This window comes from Paramagnetospirillum caucaseum, from assembly GCF_000342045.1.
Taxonomy (GTDB): Bacteria; Pseudomonadota; Alphaproteobacteria; order Rhodospirillales; family Magnetospirillaceae; genus Phaeospirillum; species Phaeospirillum caucaseum.
The window spans coordinates 22,913-44,430 of sequence record NZ_AONQ01000012.1; the positions used below are offsets into that span (position 1 = coordinate 22,913).

Genomic DNA, 21,518 nt, shown 5'->3' on the forward strand with positions numbered 1-21,518 from the left:
TTTGACTGGTCCGACCACTCGCGGCTATAGTTCCGCCGTGATGAACATCAAGGTCAGCGACGATCAGGCAAAGACAGTGAAGCACAATGTCGGGGTGCCCATGCCCACGACGGCGGCCCATCGTGGATTGGCCGAACGGCTGATCTGTCTTCATGACGAGATCAAGGGCGACGATTCTCTCGGCGGCCTGAACCGTATCGCCATCGCCCTTTACGACGAGTCGTCGGATATCCTCAAGACTTTCATTCATTCAAGCGACGGCGATAATCCGCTCGAGCACTCGACCGCCAAGCTGTCCGAGATGCCGGGTCTCAAGTTGCTGGCCCGCATGGGTGGGCGGCGGACGCTCAACGATCTGGAGAAGGTGGCGTTGGCCGGACGGGATCATGCCATACGGCTGGTGGCATCGGGATACCGCTCCAGCTACACGGTGCCCATCCAGTCCAAGGGCATGTTCTACGGCTTCCTGTTCCTCAACTCGTTCGAGACCGGGTTCTTCACGGCCCCGGTCCTCCACCGCCTGCGCCCTTATGCCGAGCTGATCGCGCAGATCGTCATGCGCGAACTGGACACCGTGCGGATGATGCAGGCGGCGGTGAAGGTGATCCGCCAGGTCTCGACCGTGCGGGACGAGGAAACCGGCGCCCATCTGGCCCGCATGGCCCGCTATACCCGGGCCATCGCCCTGAAGCTGGCGCCGCGTTACGGCCTCAACGACGAGTTCGTGGAATACCTGTTCCAGTTCGCGCCGCTGCACGATCTCGGCAAGATCTCGGTGCCCGACCACATCCTGCTCAAGCCGGCTCGCCTCACGCCCCAGGAATTCAACATCATGAAGGGGCATGTGGCCCGGGGCGTCGAGATCGTCGACCTGATGGTCGGCGACATGGGGCTGCAATCCCTGCCGCATTTCCCCATGCTGCGCAACGTCATCGCCTATCATCACGAGGCCATGGACGGCAGCGGCTATCCCTATGGCCTGAGCGGCGAGGCGATCCCGCTGGAGGCGCGCATCGCCGCCGTGGCCGACGTGTTCGACGCCCTGACCTCGGCGCGGCCCTACAAGGAGCCGTGGACCAACGACAAGGCCTTCGATCTGTTGCGCAGCCAGTCCGGGACGAAGTTCGATCCCGATTGCGTCGCCGCCCTTGTCGACAGCGTCGCCACGATCGGCGATATTCAGGCTCGGTTCGACGAGACGGTCTACGATTGATGCATCCCTTGCCCCGCCTGCTGATACTGTCCGCCCTGCTGCTGGGGACGGGGGCGATGGCCGCCGAGCCCGGTTCTCCGGAATGGTCCAGGGTGGGCGATCCCGCCCACGGTCCGGCCTCGGTGATCGGCTCGCCCGCCGCCGGCTGCCTCAAGGGGGCGGTGGCGCTGGCCGAGGACGAGCATGCGTTCCAGGTGCTGCGCCCGTCGCGCAACCGCAACTGGGGCCACCCGGCCACCATCCGCTTCGTCGGCGACCTGGCCCGGGCGGCGAAAGGCGAGGGGATCGCCGGCCCGCTGCTGATCGGCGATCTGGCCCAGCCCCGGGGCGGCCCCATGTCGTTCGGCCACGGCAGCCACCAGAACGGCCTGGACGTGGACATCTGGTTCCGGCTGCCCGCCAGGCCGCTGAGCCGCGCCGAGATCGAGACGCCCCGGCCGGTTTCCATGGTCCACGGTACCGAGATCGACGGAAGCACCTGGACCCCGGCTCAGGCCCGCCTGCTGGAACTGGCCGCCCGCGCTCCCCAGGTCGACCGCATCTTCGTCAATCCGGCCATCAAGAAGGCCATGTGCCGCGCCGCTCCCGCCGATGGCGATCGCGACTGGCTGCGCAAGCTGCGCCCCTGGTGGGGCCATGACGAACATTTCCACGTGCGGCTGACCTGCCCCGCGGACAGCCCCGGCTGCGAGCGGCAAAAGCCCATGCCCGAGGGCGACGGCTGCGGCGCCGAACTGGAATCATGGTCGGTCAAGCCCACTTGGCCGGCACCGCCCTCCCGGCCGCACCGCCAGTCCCGCCCGCTGCCCGAAGCCTGCGCCGGGTTGTTCCCCAAGGGCTGATACACAGCCCCTCAAACGCCGGGCGCTTCGCTTGGCTTACGCGGTATAAGCCGCGGCGCGCCTCGCGCTGGCCGGGAACCGGACGAAATATAAGCCATTTCATCTGGTTCTCGGGACCATTCATCAACATCTCTTGCAAATCGGTGGGGAAGGGCGTAGAACCCCGCCACCAATCCGCACGCGGGATCGCGGCGGCGGTGCGTCTGTACCGTCCGTTCGCTCCGGTGCCGGGAGTTTTCCTGGCCACACCCGCGGAGGTTCAACCGGAGAAGCAAAGGACTTATCCAATGGCTCTGCCCTCGTTCACCATGCGCCAGCTCGTCGAAGCCGGCGTGCATTTCGGCCACAATACCCGCCGCTGGAACCCGAAGATGGCGTCGTACCTCTTCGGCATCCGCAACGGCATCCACATCATCGACCTGCAGCAGAGCGTGCCCATGCTGCACCGTGCCATGCAGGCGGTGCGCGACGTGACCGCCGGCGGCGGCCGCGTCCTGTTCGTGGGCACCAAGCACCAGGCCTCCGAGATCGTCGCCGAATCGGCCAAGCGTTGTGGCCAGTACTTCGTCAACCATCGTTGGCTCGGCGGCATGCTGACCAACTGGAAGACCATCTCCAACTCGATCCGCCGCCTGCGCGAGCTGGACGAGCAGCTGGCGTCCGGCGCCCTGTCCGCCCTGACCAAGAAGGAGCAGCTGGTCCTGTCGCGCGAGAAGGAGAAGCTGGACCGCGCCCTGGGTGGCATCAAGGACATGGGCGGTCTGCCCGACATCCTGTTCATCATCGACACCAACAAGGAGGCCCTGGCCGTCCAGGAAGCCAACAAGCTGGGCATCCCGGTGGTGGCGATCATCGACTCCAATTGCGATCCGGCCGGCATCACCTATCCGATCCCCGGCAATGACGACGCCATCCGCGCCATCCAGACCTATTGCGATCTGATGTCGGGCGCCGTGCTGGACGGCATCCAGGCCGAGATCACCCGTGGCGGCGGCGACGTCGGCGCCGCGGCCGAGGCCCCGGTCGAGCAGATTCCGGAAGTGGTCGCCGAGGCGGCCGCCGAGGAAGCCGCCGCTCCGCAGGCCTAGGCTCCGTAAGACTGTTGCGATGGCGGCGACCGGATGTCGCCGCCATTCGCTTGAGAACCAACCAATTCATTCGTCGAGAGGGGAATACCCATGGCCGAGATTACCGCTTCGCTGGTCAAGGAACTGCGCGAGAAGACCGGCGCCGGCATGATGGACTGCAAGAAGGCGCTGGGCGAGACCGCCGGCGACGTCGAGGCCGCCATCGACTGGCTGCGCAAGAAGGGCCTGGCCGCCGCCGCCAAGAAGGCCGGCCGCGTCGCCGCCGAGGGCCTGGTCGGCATCAATGCTGCCGGCAACAAGGGCGTCGCCGTCGAGGTCAATGCCGAGACCGACTTTGTCGCCCGCAACGACCAGTTCCAGGGCTTCGTGGCCTCCGTCGCCGCGGTGGCGCTGGATAAGGGCGCCGACGTGGAGGCCATCAAGGCCGCCGCCTGCCCCGGCACCGACAAGAACGTCGCCGAGCAGCTGACCCACCTGATCGCCACCATCGGCGAGAACATGTCGCTGCGCCGCGCCGTGCGCCTGGAAGTGTCGGCCGGCGTGGTCGCCTCCTACGTCCACACCGCCATCGCTCCCGGCCTGGGCAAGATCGGCTGCCTGGTGGCGCTGGAGTCCACCGGCAATGCCGACCGCCTGAACGAAGTGGGCAAGCAGATCGCCATGCATGTGGCGGCCGCCAACCCGCTGTTCCTGGACCCGTCGGTGGTCGACACCAGTGCCCTGGACCGCGAGCGCAACGTGCTGACCGAGCAGGCCCAGGCTTCGGGCAAGCCCGCCGCCGTCATCGAGAAGATGGTGGAAGGTCGCATCCGCAAGTACTACGAGGAAGTCTGCCTGTCCGAGCAGATTTTCGTCATCGACCAGGAGAACAAGATCTCCAAGGTTCTCGAAAACCTGGGCAAGGAGATCGGCGCGCCGGTCAAGCTGGCCGGTTTCGCCCGCTTCGCCCTGGGCGAGGGCATCGAGAAGGAAGAGAAGGACTTCGCCGCCGAAGTGGCCGCCCAGCTGGGCGGCTGATCGAAGGCCAAGCGTTCGGGCCGCCCGCTTCCATCCAGGGGCGGGCGGCCTTTTTTCTCCCCATAAGGGGGGGAGACAGGCAGGTGGAATGGTGTATGATCGCCGCCGCCCGCGCCAAGCAGATTGGCAAGACTTTCCAGCCCGAGGATTCCATGGCCAGCGACGCCAAATTCCGCCGCGTTCTCCTCAAGATTTCGGGCGAAGGCCTGATGGGAACCCGGGAGTACGGCCTTGATCCCGAGACCGTCGACCGTATCGCCCGTGAAGTGAAATCCGTCCGCGACCTTGGCGTCGAGGTCTGCGTGGTGATCGGCGGCGGCAACATCTTCCGCGGCGTGTCCGGCGCCTCGTCCGGCATGGAGCGGGCGGCGGCCGACAACATGGGCATGCTGGCCACCGTCATCAACGCGCTGTCGGTGCAGAACGCCCTGGAGAAGGTCGGCGTCGAGACCCGCGTCCAGTCGGCCATCGTCATGCCCACCGTGTGCGAGGCCTTCATCCGCCGCCGCGCCATCCGCCATCTGGAAAAGGGCCGGGTGGTGATTTTCGCCGCCGGTACCGGCAACCCGTTCTTCACCACCGACACCGCCGCCGCGCTGCGTGCCGTCGAGATGGGCTGCGACGCCCTGCTGAAGGCCACCCAGGTGGACGGGGTCTATTCCGCCGATCCCAAGAAGGTCAAGGACGCGGTCCGCTACGACCGCCTGACCTTCAACGACGTGTTGGCCCGCGACTTGGCCGTGATGGATACCTCCGCCATCGCGCTGTGCCGTGAAAACAAGGTTCCCATCGTGGTGTTCGACCTGCACCGGCCCGGCGCCTTCGCCGAAACGGTCTCGGGACGCGGTCTGTTCACCATCATCGCCAACGATTAACAAGCCTCAGGGGAGTCGATCGTGTCCGCTCCGACCAACTGGAACGACCTCAAGAAGGATATCACCCGGCGCATGGACAGTGCCGTCGAGGTGCTGAAGAAGGAATTCTCCGGCCTGCGTTCGGGCCGCGCCTCCGTCAACCTGCTGGACCCGGTGGTGGTCGAGGCCTATGGCCAGACCATGCCGCTGTCGCAGTGCGGCACGGTGGGGGTGCCCGAGCCCCGCATGCTGACCGTTCAGGTGTGGGACAAGTCCCAGGTGAAGGCCGTCGAGAAGGCCATCGCCAATGCCGGCCTCGGCCTCAATCCCCAGGCCGACGGCCAGACGATCCGCGTGCCGATTCCCGCCCTGAACGAGGAGCGCCGCAAGGAGTTGCAGAAGGTCGCCGGCAAGTATTCCGAGCAGGCCCGCATCTCGGTGCGCAACGTGCGCCGCGACGGCATGGACACGCTGAAGAAGATGGAAAAGGACGGCCACATCTCCGAGGACGAGATCAAGAAGCACGAGAAAGAGATCCAGAGCATCACCGACGAGACGATCAAGAAGATCGATGAGGCCCTGGGCCATAAGGAAAAGGAAATCATGCAGGTTTGAGGAGGCGAGGACCCGGTATGGAGCCCATGCTTTCCCCCGCCGACCAGTCACCGCCGCCGGTGCACGTCGCCATCATCATGGATGGCAACGGGCGCTGGGCCAAGGCGCGCGGTCTGCCGCGCACCGCCGGCCATAAGCGCGGCGCCGAGGCGGTCCGCCGCACGGTGGAGGCAGCGCGGGAACTGGGCGTCTCCTACCTGACCCTTTACGCCTTCTCGTCCGAGAACTGGAAGCGCCCGGCCGGCGAGATCACCGATCTCATGGGCTTGCTGCGTCTCTACCTGCGCAACGAGGTCAACAACCTCCACAAGAACGGCATCCGCCTCAAGGTGATCGGCGATCGCGCCCGCCTGGGAGCGGACATCGTCCGCCTGATCGAGGATTCCGAGGCCAAGACCGCCGGCAACACGGCGCTGACCCTGCTGTTGGCGCTGTCCTACGGCGGCCGGCAGGAGATCGTCGAGGCGGCCAGGACCCTGGCCCGCGACGTGGCCGAGGGGCGGATCGCCGCCGACGCGGTGGACGAGGATGCCATCACCGCCCGGCTGTCCACGTCCGGCATTCCCGATCCCGACCTGATCATCCGCACCAGCGGCGAGCAGCGCATCAGCAACTTCCTGCTGTGGCAGGGCGCCTATGCCGAACTGGTGTTCATGGATACCCTGTGGCCCGATTTCGGGCGGGACGAGCTGGAGGCCGCCATCCGCGTCTTCCATGGCCGTGACCGTCGTTTCGGAACGGCCAGGTAATGCCTCGGTGCTGAAAACCCGCGCCCTATCCGCCCTGGTGATGGCTCCGCCCGCGTTGCTGGCCGCCTGGGCCGGTGGCTATGCCTTCGCCGCCCTGATCGCCCTGGCCGCCGCCCTGATGTGTTGGGAATGGCACCGCATGCTGAACGGCGGTTTCCCCCTGTCGGGACGGGTGGCCTCGGTGGGGTGCGCCGTCGCCTCGCTGCTGGCGGTGGCCCGGCCCGATATCGGCCTGGGCTTCGTGGCGCTGGCCGCCCTGGCTTCCGCCGGGCTGGCGGGCGACGACCGCTCGGGGCGGAGTTGGGCGGGATTCGGCGCGGTCTATGCCGGCCTGCCGTCGGTGATCCTGGTCTGGCTGCGCGCCGACCCGGTCGCCGGCAACGCGGTGATCTGGTGGCTGCTGCTGGTGGTGTGGTCCACCGATATCGGTGCCTATGCCTTCGGCCGGTTGATCGGCGGGCCCAAGCTGCTGCCCATGGTCAGCCCCAAGAAGACCTGGGCCGGCCTGATCGGCGGCATGATCTCGGCGGGACTGGCGGCATTCCTGGTCGCTCTGGCGGTGGGCGCCGTCGCCGGGGCGGGCGTGTTCGGAGTCGGCGCGGCGGTGGCCGTGGTCGCCCAGGCGGGCGACCTGTTCGAGTCGTGGATCAAGCGGCGTTGCAACGTCAAGGATTCAAGCAATATCATCCCAGGCCATGGCGGCGTGCTCGATCGCGTCGATGGCCTGCTGACCGCGGCCCTGGCGGTGGCGGCACTCTCCCTGGCGACCGGTCGGACGGTCCTGGACTGGCAATGAAGGAAATGCGATGAGCGGGCGCAAGGGTGTCACCATTCTGGGCTCGACGGGGTCCATCGGCTGCAACACGGTGGATCTGGTCGAGCGGCGTCCCGACCTCTACCGGGTCGAGGCCCTGGTCGCCAACTCGCGGGTCGATATCCTGGCCGAGCAGGCCAGGAAACTGAAGGCCCGGCTGGCCGTGGTGGCCGATGAAGGCGCCTATGGCGCGCTGAAGGCCGCCCTGACCGGAACCGGTATCGAGGTGGCCGCCGGCCCCGGGGCGGTGGTTGCCGCCGCCGAACGGCCCGCCGAGTGGGTGATGGCCGCCATCGTCGGCGCCGCCGGCCTGGCGCCCACCCTGGCGGCGGTGCGCCGCGGCGCGGTGGTCGGTCTCGCCAACAAGGAATGCCTGGTCTGCGCCGGCCAGCTGATGATGGCCGAGGTGGAAAAGCACGGCGCCACCCTGCTGCCGGTGGATTCCGAGCATTCGGCCATCTTCCAGGTGTTCGAGGCCGACCAGCACGACAAGATCGAGAAGATCATCCTGACCGCCTCGGGCGGGCCGTTCCGCACCAAGAGCCGCGAGTTCATGGCCGACGTCACGCCGGAACAGGCTGTGGCCCATCCCAACTGGTCCATGGGCGCCAAGATTTCGGTGGATTCCGCCTCCATGTTCAACAAGGGTCTGGAGCTGATCGAGGCCCACCACCTGTTCAACATGCCCGAGGACAGGATCGACATCGTGGTGCATCCCCAGTCGGTGATCCATTCGCTGGTGGCCTATGTGGACGGTTCGGTGCTGGCCCAACTGGGCTCGCCCGACATGCGCACCCCCATCGCCTACGCCCTGGGCTGGCCCAACCGCATCGAGGCGCCGGCGCCCAAGCTCGATCTGGCCGCTATCGCCACCCTGACCTTTGAGGCCCCCGATCCGGTCCGCTTCCCGTCGCTGCGGCTGGCGCGCGAGGCGCTCCGGGCCGGCGGATCGGCGGCGGCGGTGCTCAACGCCGCCAACGAGGTGGCGGTGGCCGCCTTCCTGGGGCGGCGCATCGGCTTCCTCGACATCGCCAGCATCGTCGAACGCACCGTGGCCGGCGTGGCCCACTGCGCGCTGACCTGCATCGACGACGTCATGGCGCAGGATGCCGAGGCGCGGCGCTTCGCCTCCACGATCATCGACGGCGGCCGCTAGGCCATGGACCTCACCAGCCTGCTCAACAGCGTCCTGCACGGCGTCTGGTATTATCTGGTCATCTTCCTGGTCATCCTGACCGTCGTGGTGTTCGTCCACGAATTGGGGCATTTCCTGGTGGCCCGCTGGAACGGGGTCAAGGTGGAGGTGTTCTCCATCGGCTTCGGGCCGGAGGTCTGGGCCCGCGTCGCCGCCGACGGTACCCGCTGGCGCATCGGCCTGCTGCCGCTGGGCGGCTACGTCAAGATGTTCGGCGACGCCGACGCGGCGTCCGCCACCGCCAGCGGCGAACCCATGACCGAGGCGGAGAAGGCCCAGGCCTTCAGCCACAAGCGGGTGGGCCAGCGCGCCGCCATCGTGGTGGCGGGGCCGGCCGCCAACTTCCTGTTCGCCATCCTCGGCCTGATGGGCATGTTCATGGTGCTGGGCCAGCCGGTGACCCAGCCGGTGATCGGCACCGTCCATCCCGGCACCGCCGCCGAGGCGGCCGGGCTGAAGGCCGGCGACCGCGTCACCGCCATCAACGGCCGCGCCGTCGAGCGTTTCCAGGACATCCAGCGCATGGTCCGCCTGGAGATCGAGCAGGACCTGTCCCTGTCGGTCCGGCGTGCCGATGCGCAATTCGAGGTAACCGCCCGGCCGCGCATCATCCAGCGCAAGGGCGTGTTCGGCGACATGGAGAAGGTGCCGGTCCTGGGCATCTCCGCCGACCCCTCCAGCACCATGGTGGTCAAGCATGGTCCCATCTCGGCCCTGGGCGAGGCCCTGGCCGAGACCGAGAGCATGGTGCGCTCCACCTTCATCGGCATCGGCCAGATGATCAATGGCACCCGCGACACCGATGAACTGGGCGGGCCGATCCGGATCGCCAAGGGGGCAGGGGAGGCGGCACAGATCGGGCTGGCCAGCGTAGTCTTCTACACGATTTTGCTGTCGCTCAATCTTGGCCTGATCAATCTCTTTCCTATCCCGATTCTCGACGGCGGCCATCTAATGTTTTACGCCTTCGAGGCCATTCTTGGCCGTCCCCTGGGGGAGAAGGCCCAAGAATATGGTTTCCGAATCGGGTTGTTTCTGGTATTGGCCTTGATGGTCTTTGCCACCCGCAACGACCTTGTGTCGCTGCCGATTTGGGATATGGTGAAGCGGCTGTTTTCGTGAGCCGGGTCCAAGGGAACGGTATTGCGGACGTAAGGGGGGCCTGGATGCGTTTCGTGCTGTGGACCGCTGTGATGCTGGGAGTTCTTGCCGGTGCAATGCCGGCATCGGCCCAGAACGGCGGACGGATTCGCTCCATCTCCATCCTGGGAACCCAGCGTATCGAACTCGAGACGGTCAAGTCCTACATGACCATCGCCGAGGGCGACCTCTACGATGCCGATCGCGTCAACCGCTCGCTGAAGGCGCTGTTCAACACCGGGCTGTTCCAGGACGTGGCCATCCGCCGCGAAGGCGACCAGCTGGTGGTGCGCGTGGTGGAAAACCCCATCATCAACCGCATCGCCTTCGAGGGTAACAACCGTATCAAGGAGGAGCAGCTGAACAGCGAGGTGCAGCTGCGCCCGCGTACCGTCTATACCCGCTCCAAGGTCCAGTCCGACGTCAAGCGCATGCTGGAGCTCTACCGCCGCAGCGGCCGCTTCGCCGCCACGGTCGAACCCAAGATCATCCAGCTGGAGCAGAACCGCGTCGACCTGGTCTATGAGATCACCGAGGGTCAGCCCACCTATGTGCGGCGCATCGCCTTCGTCGGCAACAAGCGCTACGACCAGGACAGGCTGCGCGAGGTGCTGCAGACCAAGGAAGAGCGCTGGTACCGCTTCCTCTCCAGCGACGACACCTATGATCCCGACCGGGTCACCTATGACCGCGAATTGCTGCGCCGCTTCTACCTGAAGCACGGCTTCGCCGATTTCCGGGTCGGTTCGGCCATCGCCGAACTGACGCCGTCGCGCGAAGGGTTCTTCATCACCTATACCATTGATGAGGGCGAGCGCTACAAGTTCGGCAGCTCGACCATCAACGCCAATCTGCGCGACCTGAAACCCGAGGATCTGCAGCCGCTGTTGGTCAGCGAGCCGGGCGAGTGGTACAACGCCGATCAGGTCGAAGACATCGTCCAGAAGCTGGTCGACGCGGTCGGCACCAAGGGCTACGCCTTCGTGGACGTGAAGCCCCAGGTGCAGCGCAACCGCGAAACCCAGACCATCGACATCACCTACGAGATTCAGGAAGGTCCGCGCGTCTTCGTCGAGCGCATCGATATTTCCGGCAATGTCCGCACCCTGGACAAGGTAATCCGCCGCGAGTTCCAACTGGTTGAGGGCGATGCCTTCAACTCGGCCAAGATGCGCCGTTCACGCCAGCGTCTGCGGGATCTCAACTTCTTCGAGAAGGCGGAGATCACCAACGTTCCCTCGGATTCCGCCCCGGACCGCACCATCGTCAAGGTGGATGTGCAGGAAAAATCCACCGGCGAACTGATGTTCGGCGTCGGCTGGGCGTCCTCGGCCGGGCCGATCGTCGAGGCCAGCTTGCGCGAACGCAACCTGCTGGGCCGCGGCCAGGACCTGCGCCTGGGGGCCGGCCTCGGCACCAAGCGGAGCAGCCTCGACCTGTCGTTCACCGAGCCCTATTTCATGGACCGTGAGGTGTCGGCCGGCTTTGACGCCTTCGTCATCGACCGCAAGATGCAGCGTGAAAGCTCGTACGACGCCTCGTCCCTGGGCGGTGACGTCCGGATGGGCTACCGCATGTCCGAGAACCTGCGCCAGGACTGGATGTACACCCTGAAGCAGGACACGGTGAAGGGGGTCAACAGTTCCTCCATTTACGTGCAGGAACAGATCGGTTCGAAGGTCAGCTCGATCGTCGGGCAGACCCTGCTGTATGACCGGCGCGATTCCCGCATCGATCCGACCGAGGGCTATTTCATCCGGCTGGGAACCGATGCGGCGGGCTTCGGCGGCGACGTCCGCTACGTGCGCGGCATCCTCAGCGGCGGGCAGTACTTCACCCTGACCGACAAGGTCATTCTCGGCCTCAGCAGCACGGTCGGCTATGTCTACGGCCTGGACCAGAGAGTCCGCATCACCGACCGCTTCTATGTCGGCGGCGACAACCTGCGCGGCTTCGCCAATGGCGGCATCAGCCCCCGCGACAGCGGGACCGGCGACGCCCTGGGCAGCCTGTGGCAGGCGGTGGGCTCGGCACAGGTCAAGTTCCCGCTGGGCCTGCCGGAGGAGTTCGGCATTGCCGGCGTGGCTTTCACCGACGTGGGTACCGCCGGCGAGACCGACACCCGGGATACCACCGCGGTGCAGCAGTCCAGTTCGATCCGTGTCGCCCCCGGTGTCGGCCTTGCCTGGAAGTCGCCCATGGGACCGGTTTCCGTTGATCTCGGATATCCGGTCGTGCGGGAGAAGTTCGACAAGAAGGAATACTTCCGGTTCAACTTCGGAACCAAGTTCTGACCGTGCTCGCGGGCGAGTTGCGGCTGCAAGTGGAAGAGATGTCGTGAAGAACAGCGTGTCACGCCGCCTTGCCCTGGCCGCCCGTCTGGTGTCGCTGTTGCCGCTGGTGGTGTCGGCGTTGCTCCTGGCCGGCGGCTCCGCCGCGGCCCAGCGAGCTTCGGGCGGGCCCATGAGCCTGATCATCGTCGATATCCAGCAGGCCCAGCGGGAATCCCTGCCGGGCAAGGCCCTGGCGGCCCAGCGCGACAAGTACCAGCAGAACTTCCAGGCCGAGTTCAATTCCGCCCGCCAGGCCCTGCAGCGCAGCGACCAGGATCTGGCCAAGCAGAAGGGGACCATGCCGCAGGAAGCCTACGACCAGAAGGTCAAGGCCCTGGAACTGCAGGTGGTGGCCTTCCAGAACCGGACCCAGATGGCGGTGCGGGCACTGGAGAAATCGACGGATTCCGCCATGGCGGAACTGATGAACGCCATCCTGACCATTACCGGGGAAATTGCCGCGGAGATGGGCGCCAATCTGGTTCTGCCCAAGCAGCAGGTGGTCCTGCACGAGCCGCGCATGGACGTCACCGTCCAGGTGATCGAGCGGCTGAACCGCAAGCTGCCGACCGTCAACTTCCCCACCCCTCAGGTTGACGAGCCTTCGTCATCCGAAGCCCTACCCTCCAAGTCCGGCAAGAAGTGACATCATGGCCGATTCCCGTTTCTTTACCAAAGCCGGTCCTTTCACCCTCGCCCAACTGGCGGAGCTGTCCGGCGCCGCCTTGGCCGAGGGCTGCGACCCGTCGGCCATCTTCGTGGATGTGGCGCCGCTCGAGCAGGCCGGGGGGGATGCCGTCTCCTTCCTTGACAACCGCAAATACGTCGCCGCCTTCCAGGCCAGCAAGGCCGGGCTGTGCGTGGTGGCGCCCGAGATGGCCGACAAGGCCCCTTCCGGCATGGCCCTGCTGCTGTCGCCCGATCCCTATCGCGCCTATGCCCGCATCGCCCAGGCGTTCTATCCCGTTCCGGTCCCCGAGCCGTGGGTGGCGCCCACCGCCTGGGTCGATCCCAGCGCCTCGGTGGGCGAGGGCTGCCGGATCGAACCCGGCGCGGTGATCGGCGCCAACGCCCGTATCGGCGCCCGCTGCCGCATCGGCGCCAACGTGGTGATCGGGCAAGGCGTGGAACTGGGCGACGACTGTATCGTCGGCGCCAACGCGACCCTTTCCCACGCCCTGGCCGGCAACCGGGTCAACATCTATCCCGGCGCCCGCATCGGCCAGGACGGCTTCGGCTTCGCCATGGGGCCGCAGGGCCACCTGAAGGTGCCGCAGCTGGGCCGCGTGGTGATCGGCAACAATGTCGAGATCGGCGCCAACACCACCATCGACCGGGGTGCCGGGCCGGATACGGTGATCGGCGACGGCTGCATGATAGACAACCTCGTCCAGATTGGGCACAACGTGCAGCTGGGATGCGGCTGCGTCATCGTGGCGCAGGTGGGTATCTCGGGCTCGACCCGCATGGGCGACTTCGTCGCGGCGGGCGGCCAGGCCGGCATCACCGGCCATCTGAAGATCGGATCGGGCGCGCGCATCGCCGCCCAGGCCGGCGTCATGCGCGACATCGCGCCGGGAGAGACCGTCGGCGGCGCGCCCGCCGTGCCCATGGCGGACTGGCTGCGCCAGTCCGCCATCCTGGGCAAGATGGCGCGGAAAAAAGGTTAAGGTCAAAGCAGGACGCGAGTCATGGATACCGTCAACACCGACCAGGGCAAGGTCATCGACATCAGCCGGATCATCCAGATGATCCCGCACCGCTATCCCTTTCTGATGGTGGACAGGGTGGTGCAGGTGGTGGCCAACGAAAGTGCCGTAGGCATCAAGAACGTCACCATCAACGAGCCGTTCTTCCAGGGCCACTTTCCGTCGCGCCCGGTTTTCCCCGGCGTGCTGATCATCGAATCCATGGCCCAGACGGCGGCCGTGCTGGTGGTTGAGACCCTGGGCGAATCGGCCGAGGGCAAGTTGGTCTACTTCATGAGCGTCGAGAACTGCCGGTTCAGGAAGCCGGTCGGTCCCGGCGACCAGCTGATGATCCACGTCTTCAAGGAACGCTCGCGCGGCACCGTGTGGAAGTTCCGGGGTGAAGCCAAGGTCGATGGCGTTCTTGTCGCCGAAGCCACCTATGCCGCCATGATCCTGGACGAGAAATGACAAACATCCATCCTTCTTCCGTCGTCGATCCCAAGGCGGAGGTCGCCGACTCGGCGGTCATCGGCCCGTTCTGCGTGGTCGGCCCCGACGTCACCCTGGGTGAATCCGTGGAACTGGTCTCCCATGTGGCGGTGGCCGGGCGCACCACCATCGGGGCCGGCACCCGCATCTTCCCCTTCGCCTCCATCGGCCACCGCCCCCAGGATCTCAAGTACAAGGGCGAGCCCTCGACCCTGGAGATCGGAGCCAACAACCAGATCCGCGAGCACGTCACCATGAATCCCGGCACCGAGGGTGGCGGCATGGTGACCAAGGTGGGCGACAACTGCCTGTTCATGGCCAGCGCCCACGTCGCCCACGACTGCATCCTGGGCGATCACGTCATCATGGCCAACAACGCCACCCTGGCCGGCCATGTGATCGTCGGTGAATACGCCTTCCTGGGCGGCCTGTCGGCGGTGCACCAGTTCGTGCGCATCGGCCGCCACGCCATGATCGGCGGCATGTCGGGGGTCGAGGCCGACGTGATCCCCTTCGGCATGGTGATCGGCAACCGCGCCTATCTCAACGGCCTGAACATCGTGGGGCTGAAGCGCCGCGGCTTCTCGCGCGACGACATCCACACGCTGAGGAACGCCTACCGCCTGATGTTCGCGCCGGAAGGCACGCTGCAGGAGCGGCTGTCGGACGTGGAGGAGCAGTTCAAGGACCATCCGGTGGTGATGGAGATCGTCGCCTTCATCCGTTCGGATTCGTCGCGCTCGCTCAGCACGCCGAATGGCTCCTAAGCTCGGCATCATTGCCGGGGGCGGCGACCTGCCGGGACTGGTCGCCGCCGCCTGCCGCGCCCAGGGGCGGCCCTTTCACATCCTTGCCCTTTCGGGCCATGCCGACCCCCGGGTGATCGGCGACGAGGCGCCCCAGGACTGGGTCCGCCTGGGCGAGGCCGGCACCGGCTTCGAGCGTCTGCGCCGGGCCGGCGTCGCCGAGGTGGTGATGATCGGCCCGGTCCGCCGCCCGAGCATCCTGGAACTGGCCCCCGACTTCCGCACCGCCCGCTTCTTCGCCCGCGTCGGGCTCAAGGCCCTGGGGGACGACGGGTTACTGCGCGCCGTGGCCGCCGAACTGGAAGGCGAGGGCTTCAAGGTGGTCGGGGTCGACGAGGTCCTCTCCGGCTGCCTGGCGATTCCCGGCCCCTATGGCAACCTTTCCCCCGACGAGCAGGCCGGCGCCGACATCGCGCGCGGCGTCCAGGTGGCGCGCGGCCTGGGCGCCCTCGACGTCGGACAGGCGGTGGTGGTGCAGCAGGGCATCGTGCTCGGAATCGAGGCCGTCGAGGGCACCGACAACCTGCTCCGCCGTTGCGCTCCCCTGGCCCGCGAAGGCCTGGGCGGCGTGCTGGTCAAGATGAGGAAGCCGGGCCAGGATCGCCGTATCGACCTGCCCACTATCGGCCTCGCCACCCTGCGCGAGGCGTCCGCCGCCGGCTTGCGCGGCATCGCGGTGGAAGCGGGGGGTGCCCTGGTGCTGGACCGCGATTCCATGGCGGCCGAGGCCGACCGCCTCGGCCTGTTCGTGGTCGGCGTCGAGTCGCCTCAATGCTGATCTACCTCATCGCCGGCGAGCCGTCGGGCGACCTGCTGGGCGGACGGCTGATGGCGGCCTTGAAGGAACGCCTGGGCGACGGCGTCGCCTTCGCCGGCATCGGCGGCGAGAACATGCGGGCCGAAGGGCTGGCCTCGCTGTTTCCCATGACCGAATTGTCGGTGATGGGCCTCGTCGAGGTGCTGCCGCGCATCCCCCGCATCCTGCGCCGGGTGGGCGAGACCATTTCCGATATCGAAATGAAACGGCCGGATGCCCTGATCACCATCGATTCCTGGGGATTCAACGGCCGTATCCACGCGGGCCTGAAGAAGCGGGGCTCGAAGACCCCGCGCATCCACTACGTGGCGCCCATGGTGTGGGCCTGGAAGTCGGGACGCACCAGGACGCTCGCCCGCGTGCTGGACCTGCTGCTCACCCTGCTGCCCAACGAGCCGGCATGGTTCGAGAAGGAGGGGCTCAAGACCCTGCATGTGGGCCATCCGGTGATCGAGGGACCGGCGGCCAAGGGCGACGGCGCCGCCTTCCGGGCCCGCCACGGCATCGCCCCCGGCGCCAGACTGCTCTGCGTGCTGCCCGGCAGCCGCCATTCCGAGACGGCCCGGCTGCTGGAACCGTTCGGCCAGACCATGGAAATCCTCGCCCGGCGTTTCCCCGGTCTGGCGGTGGTGGTGCCCACCGTCGAGACGGTGGCCGACGAGGTGTCCCAGGCGGTCAAGTCCTGGCCGCTGCCCACTCTCGTGGTTCGCGGGCCGGAGAAATACGACGCCTTTGCCGCCTGCGACGCCGCTTTGGCGGCCTCGGGGACGGTGGCCCTGGAACTGGCCATGGCCCGGCTGCCGGCGGTGATCACCTACAAGGTGTCGCCGCTGTCGGCCTTCATCGCCACCCGCTTCCTGGGGCTCAGCCTCAAATTCGTCACCCTCGTCAACATCCTGGTCGACGAGGCGGTGATGCCGGAATTGCTCCAGGACGATTGCCGCCCTGACAGGCTGGCGGCGGCGGTGGAGCATCTGCTGACCGACGAGGCGGCCCGCGCCCTGCAGGCGGCCGGCGCCCGCCGCGCCCTGGAAAAGCTCGGCCTGGGCGGTGAAAGTCCGGGCCGGCGGGCCGCCGACGCGGTGATCGATTTCATCAGGCAACATAGGGAGCCGGACAATGACCGCTGACTGGCGCTTTCTCCACACCATGATCCGGGTGGGCAACCTGGACCGCTCCATCGCCTTCTACACCAGCCTGCTGGGCATGAAGCTGCTGCGGCGCACCGATTACCCCGAGGGACGCTTCACCCTGGCCTTCGTCGGCTATGGCGACGAGGCCTCCGGCACGGTGATCGAACTGACCCACAACTGGGACACAGAATCCTACGAGCTGGGCGGCGGTTTCGGCCATCTGGCGCTCGGCGTGCCCGACGCCTACAAGGCCTGCGCCGATCTGGAAGCGGCCGGCGCCAGGATCGTCCGCGCCCCCGGCCCCATGAAGCACGGCTCGACCGTCATCGCCTTCGTCGAGGACCCGGACGGCTACAAGATCGAGCTGATCCAGGCGAAGTGACCGCTACGCGAGCGGGCCACAGGCCCGTACCCGTCCGGGGCGATGCCACGAACCCACTTATTTTTATGAATCAAAGGGCGGTCTGGAGGCATTGCCTCCAGCCGGGAACCGGGGCTGAAGCCCCGGAGCAGGTCTATTTCCGAATCGAATCGATCCAGGGAGTCAGCGCTTCGCGCGCCCGGTCGGCATAGAGCTTCTTGCGATCGCGGCCCTTGACGCGGCGGCCGCGGTCGTCGCGCTCGGGCGGCGGCGGGAACAGGCCGAAATTGATGTTCATGGGCTGATAGGTCTCGGCCTCGGCCCCGCCGGTGACGTGGTTGAGCAGGGCACCCAGCGCGGTGACGGCGGGCGGGCGGAACATCTCCTCGCCGCGCGCCTCGGCGGCGGCGAACAGGCCGGCCAGCAGGCCGATGGCCGAGCTTTCCACATACCCCTCGCAGCCGGTGACCTGCCCGGCCAGACGCAGCCGGGGCTGGGCCTTGAGACGCAGGGTGCGGTCGAGGACACGCGGACCGTTGACGAAGGTGTTGCGGTGCAGGCCGCCCAGGCGGGCGAACTCGGCGTTCTCCAGGCCGGGAATGGCGCGGAAGACGCGGGCCTGCTCGCCATGGCGCAGCTTGGTCTGGAAGCCCACCAGATTGTACAGCGTGCCCAGCGCGTTGTCCTGGCGCAACTGCACCACGGCAAAGGGCTTGGGACCATTGGGATTGGTCAGGCCCACCGGCTTCATGGGACCGAAGGCCAGGGTATCCTTGCCGCGTTCGGCCATCACCTCGATGGGCAGGCAGCCCTCGAAATAGGGAGTGTCCTTCTCCCATTCGTGGAACGGCACCTTCTCGCCCTCGATCAGGGCGTCGATGAAGGCGTAGTACTGCTCCTTGTCCAGCGGGCAGTTGATGTAGTCCGAGCCGGTGCCCTTGTCGTAGCGCGACTGGAACCACGCCTTGGTGAAGTTGATGCTGTCCTTGGTGACGATGGGGGCGATGGCGTCGAAGAAGGCGAGCGAATCCTCGCCGGTCACGCCCTTCAGCGCCTCGGCCATGGCCGGCGAGGTCAGGGGGCCGGTGGCGATGACCACCTGTTCCCACTCCTCGGGCGGCAGGCCGGCCACCTCCTCGCGGAGGATGGTGATGCGCGGGTGGGAGGAAAGCGCCGCCTGGACGCCCTGGGAAAAACCGTCGCGGTCCACCGCCAGGGCACCGCCGGCCGGAACCTTGTGGATATCGGCCTGGGCGAGGATCAGGGAGCCGGCGCGGCGCATCTCTTCGTGCAGCAGGCCGACGGCGTTGTAATCCGCATCGTCCGAGCGCAGCGAGTTGGAGCACACCAGCTCGGCCAGGCCATCGGTCTGATGGGCCGGGGTGGTGCGCACCGGGCGCATTTCATGGAGGATGACGGGGATGTCGGCCTGAGCGAGCTGCCAGGCGGCTTCCGACCCGGCAAGCCCGCCGCCGATCACATGGACGGTGCGGGTCATGCCGACGGAGATAGAGGCTCGAAGGCCTCTTGTCCAGAAGCTTTACCGGATGGGATTCATGGACGCCACCATGTGGGCCAGGAACTGGGCGCCGCCGCCGCCGGAAACCGCCGCGATGGAGGAGGTGCCCGATACCGGTTTGGCGCCGCTGCCGTCGGCGGTGGTCTCCTTTTCCGCATCGGGAAGATCCAGGGGGCCGTAGCCGTAGGTGGACAGGGCCGAGGACGAACCCGATTTCTCGATGGAATGGCTGCCGGCCTCGTCCTTCTTGTTGAGCAGGATGTGGGAGGCGGCGGAATTCAGGCTGATCATGGTGGTTCTCCGGGCAGAGAGTTCGCCATTCCCGATGCACCCGCCATGCCAAATTCAGATCCGAGGATTTCCGCCATTTTTCTCGTCGGCAGGGCGGCAAAATCTGCCGGGGCGCCATGCCACGAAGGACATTCCTTCCGGGCCGGGGATGGGGTATAAGCGTGCGCGAAGCCACCCCTTCGAGTGGGAAGAGAGACACCCATGGCCAAGACCTATTACGTCGTCGGCGGCGAGTATGCCGATACCTCCTTTACCGTCATCGCCCCCGGCCATACCGAGGAGCGCTTCGGCCCCTTCGAGGAGCAGGAGGCTCATATCTGCTGGCGGGCGCTGACCGGCAAGTCGGTGGACAACGCCATGGTCCGCTACTTCATCCGCAGCACCGAGGACAGCGCCGCCGACCAGTGGTACGTGATGGGCGGCGAATACGCCGACACCACCTTCCAGGAGGTCACCGAGGGCCGCGTCCTGGAGGTGCACGGGCCGTTCTCCCGCAAGGAAGCCCTGGAGAAATGGCGCGAACTGACCGGCAAATCGGTGGATTCCTGCCTGACCCGCTACGACCTGTTCACCGGCGAGGAACTGAAGCGCCGCAGCGTCAGGCCCTGAGACGCATTAGCCTCTGGTCATCGGCCGGAGAAAGCGGTATTTCCTTACCGAATTCAGACGCCAGGGAGGTCGCACGTGTCCCATTTCCCCAACAAGTATCATGCCTTCATCTGCACCCAGCGCCGCCCCGACGGCCATCCGCGCGGCTGCTGCACCAGCAAAGGCGGCGGCCAGCCGCTGTTCAACCGCCTGGCGGAGAAGGTGACCGAGATGAACCTGTGGGAGAAGGGCGTCAGCGTCGCGTCGTCCAGCTGCCTGGGCTTCTGCAAGTTCGGCCCGCTGATGGTGGTCTACCCCGAAGGCATCTGGTACAAGGCCGAAACGGTGGAGGACATCGACGAAATCGTGTCGTCCCACTTCGCCAACGACACGCCGGTCGAGCGCCTGATCGTCACGCCCAGCAAGGCGTAGGCGGTTCAACGGCCTGTCCAAAGCCCCTGGTCCCCCGGATCAGGGGCTTTTCGCTTCGATGAGGTCGGCGATCTTGCCCAGGCCGCCAGACAGCAGGCGGTGATCGGCGGATTCCACCAACACCCCCAGCAGCACCAGGGCGTCGTCGCTGAACAGGCCGAGGGCAGCCATGGCGGCGGTGAATCCGTCGGCCGCCAGGGAATCCACCCCGGCGCGGAAGGCGCGGCGGCGTCCGCCCTTGGATTCCTGTTCCAGCAACTCGCCCAGCGCCTCCTCGGCGGGGCGCTTGCGATGGATTTGGAAGGCCAGGGCGCGCAGCAGGCGGACCTTGTCCTCGTCGTCGATGGTGTCTTGGCGGGCCATGGGCCGCACCTTGGCCCGCCGCCGGGACCGAGTCAACGCTCAGCACGCCTCGACGCCCACATGCCGGTCATGCTACACCGCCCGCCATGAACGATTCCAAGATCATCGACGCCCTGCTGCTGCCCTTCGAGCGCGACCTGCTGCCGCTGCCCGGCCGCGCCTTCCTGATGCGCGCCGAGCCCCACGAATCCCTGCGGGGCGAGTGGCGGAAGCGGCTGGTCTGCGAGCAGGGCTTCAAGCCCGTCTTCGACCGCCTGGCCGAGGCCGGGTTCGACACCGTTCCCCGCCTGGAGGGCCGCTTCGCCGCCGGCCTGGTGTTGCTGACCAAGCACAAGGCGGAAAACCGGGCCAACATGGCGCGGGCCTGGGACCTGCTGGAACCGGGCGGCGTGCTGGTCTGCTGCGGCGCCAACGCCCTGGGAGCGGCCAGCCACGAGCGCGAGGCGGAACGGGTGTTCGGCCTGGGCGGTTCGCTCGCCAAGCATCAGGCCCGCTGCTTCTGGATGGTGCGAGACGCCGGGGCGGCCCCCGCCGAATGCGCCGGATGGCTGTCCGCCGCGGCGCCCGGGCCGGTGGAGGGCTGCGATCTGGTGGCCCGCGCCGGCTGTTTCAGCGCCGACCATGTGGACAGGGGCTCGCGCCTGCTGATGGAATGCCTGCCCGACGGGCTGGCCGGGCGGGGGGCCGATTTGGGGGCGGGGTGGGGCTACCTGTCCGCCGGAATCCTGCGGCGCTACCCCGAGGTGACGGGCATCGACCTGTTCGAGGCGGAAGCCCTGGCGCTCGAGGATGCCCGAGCCAATCTGGCCGGTGAGATGCGCGCCGACTTTCACTGGGCCGACGTGGGGGCCGGATTGCCCAAATGCGAGCCTTACGACTGGATCGTCAGCAATCCGCCCTTCCACGAGGGGCGCAAGGCCGATCCCGCCATCGGCCAGGGCTTCATCACCGCCGCCTGGAAGGCCATCCGCCGGCGCGGCAAGTTCCTGCTGGTGGCCAACCGCAGCCTACCCTACGAGGCGGAACTGCGCCGCCGCTTCCGCGAGGTGACCCTGCTGCGCGAGGCCGAGGGCTTCAAGGTCTATCTGGCCAGCAACCGCCATGACAAGTAAGGACGGGCGGGCAGGATGCCCGCGCTCCGATGGATTTGGGGCGCGGCCGTCCCGGC

General features: G+C 67.0%; 24 protein-coding genes. 21 read left to right on the forward strand and 3 right to left on the reverse strand.

Annotation, left to right across the window (positions count from 1 at the left end):
* Positions 1-40: 40 nt before the first annotated feature.
* From H261_RS06125 to gloA, 18 genes are all read left to right on the forward strand, one after another.
* Positions 41-1,213, forward strand: a complete 1,173-nt coding sequence (locus tag H261_RS06125; protein WP_008615502.1) for an HD-GYP domain-containing protein — start codon at positions 41-43, stop codon at positions 1,211-1,213.
* Positions 1,213-2,055, forward strand: coding sequence for a penicillin-insensitive murein endopeptidase (mepA, locus tag H261_RS06130; protein ID WP_008615503.1), 843 nt, complete (start codon positions 1,213-1,215; stop codon positions 2,053-2,055). Before H261_RS06125 ends, mepA begins: the two co-directional genes overlap by 1 nt.
* 287 nt (positions 2,056-2,342) lie before the next feature.
* Positions 2,343-3,143 (forward strand): 30S ribosomal protein S2, encoded by an 801-nt coding sequence (rpsB, locus tag H261_RS06135; protein ID WP_008615505.1) that lies wholly within the window; start codon positions 2,343-2,345, stop codon positions 3,141-3,143.
* Positions 3,144-3,233: 90 nt separating this feature from the next.
* Complete coding sequence (gene tsf, locus H261_RS06140) at positions 3,234-4,160, forward strand: translation elongation factor Ts (RefSeq protein ID WP_008615507.1); 927 nt, start codon at positions 3,234-3,236, stop codon at positions 4,158-4,160.
* 152 nt (positions 4,161-4,312) lie between these two features.
* Entirely contained in the window at positions 4,313-5,035 is a 723-nt protein-coding gene (gene pyrH / locus H261_RS06145; protein WP_008615508.1) for a UMP kinase, read from the forward strand.
* 21 nt (positions 5,036-5,056) lie between these two features.
* Positions 5,057-5,629, forward strand: coding sequence for a ribosome recycling factor (gene frr, locus H261_RS06150; protein WP_008615509.1), 573 nt, complete (start codon positions 5,057-5,059; stop codon positions 5,627-5,629).
* A gap of 17 nt (positions 5,630-5,646) precedes the next feature.
* Positions 5,647-6,378 (forward strand): isoprenyl transferase, encoded by a 732-nt coding sequence (locus tag H261_RS06155; protein ID WP_008615510.1) that lies wholly within the window; start codon positions 5,647-5,649, stop codon positions 6,376-6,378.
* Between the two features lie 7 nt (positions 6,379-6,385).
* Entirely contained in the window at positions 6,386-7,174 is a 789-nt protein-coding gene (locus tag H261_RS06160; protein WP_008615511.1) for a phosphatidate cytidylyltransferase, read from the forward strand.
* Between the two features lie 10 nt (positions 7,175-7,184).
* Positions 7,185-8,348, forward strand: a complete 1,164-nt coding sequence (locus H261_RS06165; RefSeq protein WP_008615515.1) for a 1-deoxy-D-xylulose-5-phosphate reductoisomerase — start codon at positions 7,185-7,187, stop codon at positions 8,346-8,348.
* Between the two features lie 3 nt (positions 8,349-8,351).
* Entirely contained in the window at positions 8,352-9,509 is a 1,158-nt protein-coding gene (gene rseP / locus H261_RS06170) for an RIP metalloprotease RseP (protein WP_008615516.1), read from the forward strand.
* Between the two features lie 44 nt (positions 9,510-9,553).
* A complete protein-coding gene (gene bamA, locus H261_RS06175; RefSeq protein ID WP_040475830.1) occupies positions 9,554-11,821 on the forward strand; it encodes an outer membrane protein assembly factor BamA in 2,268 nt (755 codons plus the stop codon).
* A gap of 43 nt (positions 11,822-11,864) precedes the next feature.
* Positions 11,865-12,506, forward strand: coding sequence for an OmpH family outer membrane protein (locus H261_RS06180; protein ID WP_008615519.1), 642 nt, complete (start codon positions 11,865-11,867; stop codon positions 12,504-12,506).
* A gap of 4 nt (positions 12,507-12,510) precedes the next feature.
* A complete protein-coding gene (gene lpxD / locus H261_RS06185; RefSeq protein WP_008615520.1) occupies positions 12,511-13,530 on the forward strand; it encodes a UDP-3-O-(3-hydroxymyristoyl)glucosamine N-acyltransferase in 1,020 nt (339 codons plus the stop codon).
* Positions 13,531-13,551: 21 nt separating this feature from the next.
* Positions 13,552-14,019 (forward strand): 3-hydroxyacyl-ACP dehydratase FabZ, encoded by a 468-nt coding sequence (fabZ, locus tag H261_RS06190; protein ID WP_008615522.1) that lies wholly within the window; start codon positions 13,552-13,554, stop codon positions 14,017-14,019.
* Positions 14,016-14,807 carry an acyl-ACP--UDP-N-acetylglucosamine O-acyltransferase gene (lpxA, locus tag H261_RS06195; protein ID WP_008615523.1) on the forward strand — a complete coding sequence of 264 codons (792 nt, stop codon included), beginning with the start codon at positions 14,016-14,018 and terminating at the stop codon, positions 14,805-14,807. The genes fabZ and lpxA overlap by 4 nt, the downstream gene beginning before the upstream one ends.
* Positions 14,797-15,624, forward strand: a complete 828-nt coding sequence (locus H261_RS06200) for an LpxI family protein (RefSeq protein WP_008615524.1) — start codon at positions 14,797-14,799, stop codon at positions 15,622-15,624. The genes lpxA and H261_RS06200 overlap by 11 nt, the downstream gene beginning before the upstream one ends.
* Positions 15,618-16,793 (forward strand): lipid-A-disaccharide synthase, encoded by a 1,176-nt coding sequence (gene lpxB, locus H261_RS06205; protein ID WP_008615526.1) that lies wholly within the window; start codon positions 15,618-15,620, stop codon positions 16,791-16,793. Before H261_RS06200 ends, lpxB begins: the two co-directional genes overlap by 7 nt.
* The gene (gene gloA / locus H261_RS06210) at positions 16,783-17,178 is read left to right on the forward strand and encodes a lactoylglutathione lyase (protein ID WP_008615528.1); all 396 of its coding nucleotides are present in this window, start codon (positions 16,783-16,785) and stop codon (positions 17,176-17,178) included. The genes lpxB and gloA overlap by 11 nt, the downstream gene beginning before the upstream one ends.
* 133 nt (positions 17,179-17,311) lie before the next feature.
* Here the strand turns inward: gloA and trmFO are convergent, their stop codons facing one another.
* The gene (gene trmFO / locus H261_RS06215) at positions 17,312-18,655 is read right to left on the reverse strand and encodes a methylenetetrahydrofolate--tRNA-(uracil(54)-C(5))-methyltransferase (FADH(2)-oxidizing) TrmFO (protein WP_008615530.1); all 1,344 of its coding nucleotides are present in this window, start codon (positions 18,653-18,655) and stop codon (positions 17,312-17,314) included.
* Positions 18,656-18,697: 42 nt separating this feature from the next.
* The gene (locus H261_RS06220) at positions 18,698-18,967 is read right to left on the reverse strand and encodes a hypothetical protein (protein ID WP_008615533.1); all 270 of its coding nucleotides are present in this window, start codon (positions 18,965-18,967) and stop codon (positions 18,698-18,700) included.
* 201 nt (positions 18,968-19,168) lie between these two features.
* Here H261_RS06220 and H261_RS06225 point away from each other — a divergent pair, with 201 nt between their 5' ends.
* Positions 19,169-19,576 carry a DUF4170 domain-containing protein gene (locus tag H261_RS06225; RefSeq protein ID WP_008615539.1) on the forward strand — a complete coding sequence of 136 codons (408 nt, stop codon included), beginning with the start codon at positions 19,169-19,171 and terminating at the stop codon, positions 19,574-19,576.
* Positions 19,577-19,651: 75 nt separating this feature from the next.
* Positions 19,652-19,987, forward strand: a complete 336-nt coding sequence (locus tag H261_RS06230; protein WP_008615541.1) for a (2Fe-2S) ferredoxin domain-containing protein — start codon at positions 19,652-19,654, stop codon at positions 19,985-19,987.
* A gap of 39 nt (positions 19,988-20,026) precedes the next feature.
* On the opposite strand, the gene H261_RS06235 is transcribed toward H261_RS06230, so the two are convergent.
* Complete coding sequence (locus H261_RS06235; protein ID WP_008615544.1) at positions 20,027-20,350, reverse strand: hypothetical protein; 324 nt, start codon at positions 20,348-20,350, stop codon at positions 20,027-20,029.
* A gap of 86 nt (positions 20,351-20,436) precedes the next feature.
* Here H261_RS06235 and H261_RS06240 point away from each other — a divergent pair, with 86 nt between their 5' ends.
* Entirely contained in the window at positions 20,437-21,462 is a 1,026-nt protein-coding gene (locus H261_RS06240; RefSeq protein ID WP_008615546.1) for a class I SAM-dependent methyltransferase, read from the forward strand.
* The last annotated feature ends 56 nt before the right edge of the window (positions 21,463-21,518 follow it).

What these genes read in the sequence shown, in the direction of transcription:
- lpxA (WP_008615523.1), top strand. Translation starts at nt 14,016, where the DNA reads ATGACAAACATCCATCCTTCTTCCGTCGTCGATCCCAAGGCGGAGGTC.
- H261_RS06165 (WP_008615515.1), top strand. Translation starts at nt 7,185, where the DNA reads ATGAGCGGGCGCAAGGGTGTCACCATTCTGGGCTCGACGGGGTCCATC.
- H261_RS06225 (WP_008615539.1), top strand. Translation starts at nt 19,169, where the DNA reads ATGGCCAAGACCTATTACGTCGTCGGCGGCGAGTATGCCGATACCTCC.
- lpxD (WP_008615520.1), top strand. Translation starts at nt 12,511, where the DNA reads ATGGCCGATTCCCGTTTCTTTACCAAAGCCGGTCCTTTCACCCTCGCC.
- H261_RS06125 (WP_008615502.1), top strand. Translation starts at nt 41, where the DNA reads ATGAACATCAAGGTCAGCGACGATCAGGCAAAGACAGTGAAGCACAAT.
- lpxB (WP_008615526.1), top strand. Translation starts at nt 15,618, where the DNA reads ATGCTGATCTACCTCATCGCCGGCGAGCCGTCGGGCGACCTGCTGGGC.
- H261_RS06220 (WP_008615533.1), bottom strand. Translation starts at nt 18,967, where the DNA reads ATGATCAGCCTGAATTCCGCCGCCTCCCACATCCTGCTCAACAAGAAG.
- H261_RS06200 (WP_008615524.1), top strand. Translation starts at nt 14,797, where the DNA reads ATGGCTCCTAAGCTCGGCATCATTGCCGGGGGCGGCGACCTGCCGGGA.
- gloA (WP_008615528.1), top strand. Translation starts at nt 16,783, where the DNA reads ATGACCGCTGACTGGCGCTTTCTCCACACCATGATCCGGGTGGGCAAC.
- rseP (WP_008615516.1), top strand. Translation starts at nt 8,352, where the DNA reads ATGGACCTCACCAGCCTGCTCAACAGCGTCCTGCACGGCGTCTGGTAT.
- tsf (WP_008615507.1), top strand. Translation starts at nt 3,234, where the DNA reads ATGGCCGAGATTACCGCTTCGCTGGTCAAGGAACTGCGCGAGAAGACC.
- bamA (WP_040475830.1), top strand. Translation starts at nt 9,554, where the DNA reads ATGCGTTTCGTGCTGTGGACCGCTGTGATGCTGGGAGTTCTTGCCGGT.
- mepA (WP_008615503.1), top strand. Translation starts at nt 1,213, where the DNA reads ATGCATCCCTTGCCCCGCCTGCTGATACTGTCCGCCCTGCTGCTGGGG.
- pyrH (WP_008615508.1), top strand. Translation starts at nt 4,313, where the DNA reads ATGGCCAGCGACGCCAAATTCCGCCGCGTTCTCCTCAAGATTTCGGGC.
- rpsB (WP_008615505.1), top strand. Translation starts at nt 2,343, where the DNA reads ATGGCTCTGCCCTCGTTCACCATGCGCCAGCTCGTCGAAGCCGGCGTG.
- H261_RS06240 (WP_008615546.1), top strand. Translation starts at nt 20,437, where the DNA reads ATGAACGATTCCAAGATCATCGACGCCCTGCTGCTGCCCTTCGAGCGC.
- H261_RS06155 (WP_008615510.1), top strand. Translation starts at nt 5,647, where the DNA reads ATGGAGCCCATGCTTTCCCCCGCCGACCAGTCACCGCCGCCGGTGCAC.
- trmFO (WP_008615530.1), bottom strand. Translation starts at nt 18,655, where the DNA reads ATGACCCGCACCGTCCATGTGATCGGCGGCGGGCTTGCCGGGTCGGAA.
- H261_RS06235 (WP_008615544.1), bottom strand. Translation starts at nt 20,350, where the DNA reads ATGGCCCGCCAAGACACCATCGACGACGAGGACAAGGTCCGCCTGCTG.
- fabZ (WP_008615522.1), top strand. Translation starts at nt 13,552, where the DNA reads ATGGATACCGTCAACACCGACCAGGGCAAGGTCATCGACATCAGCCGG.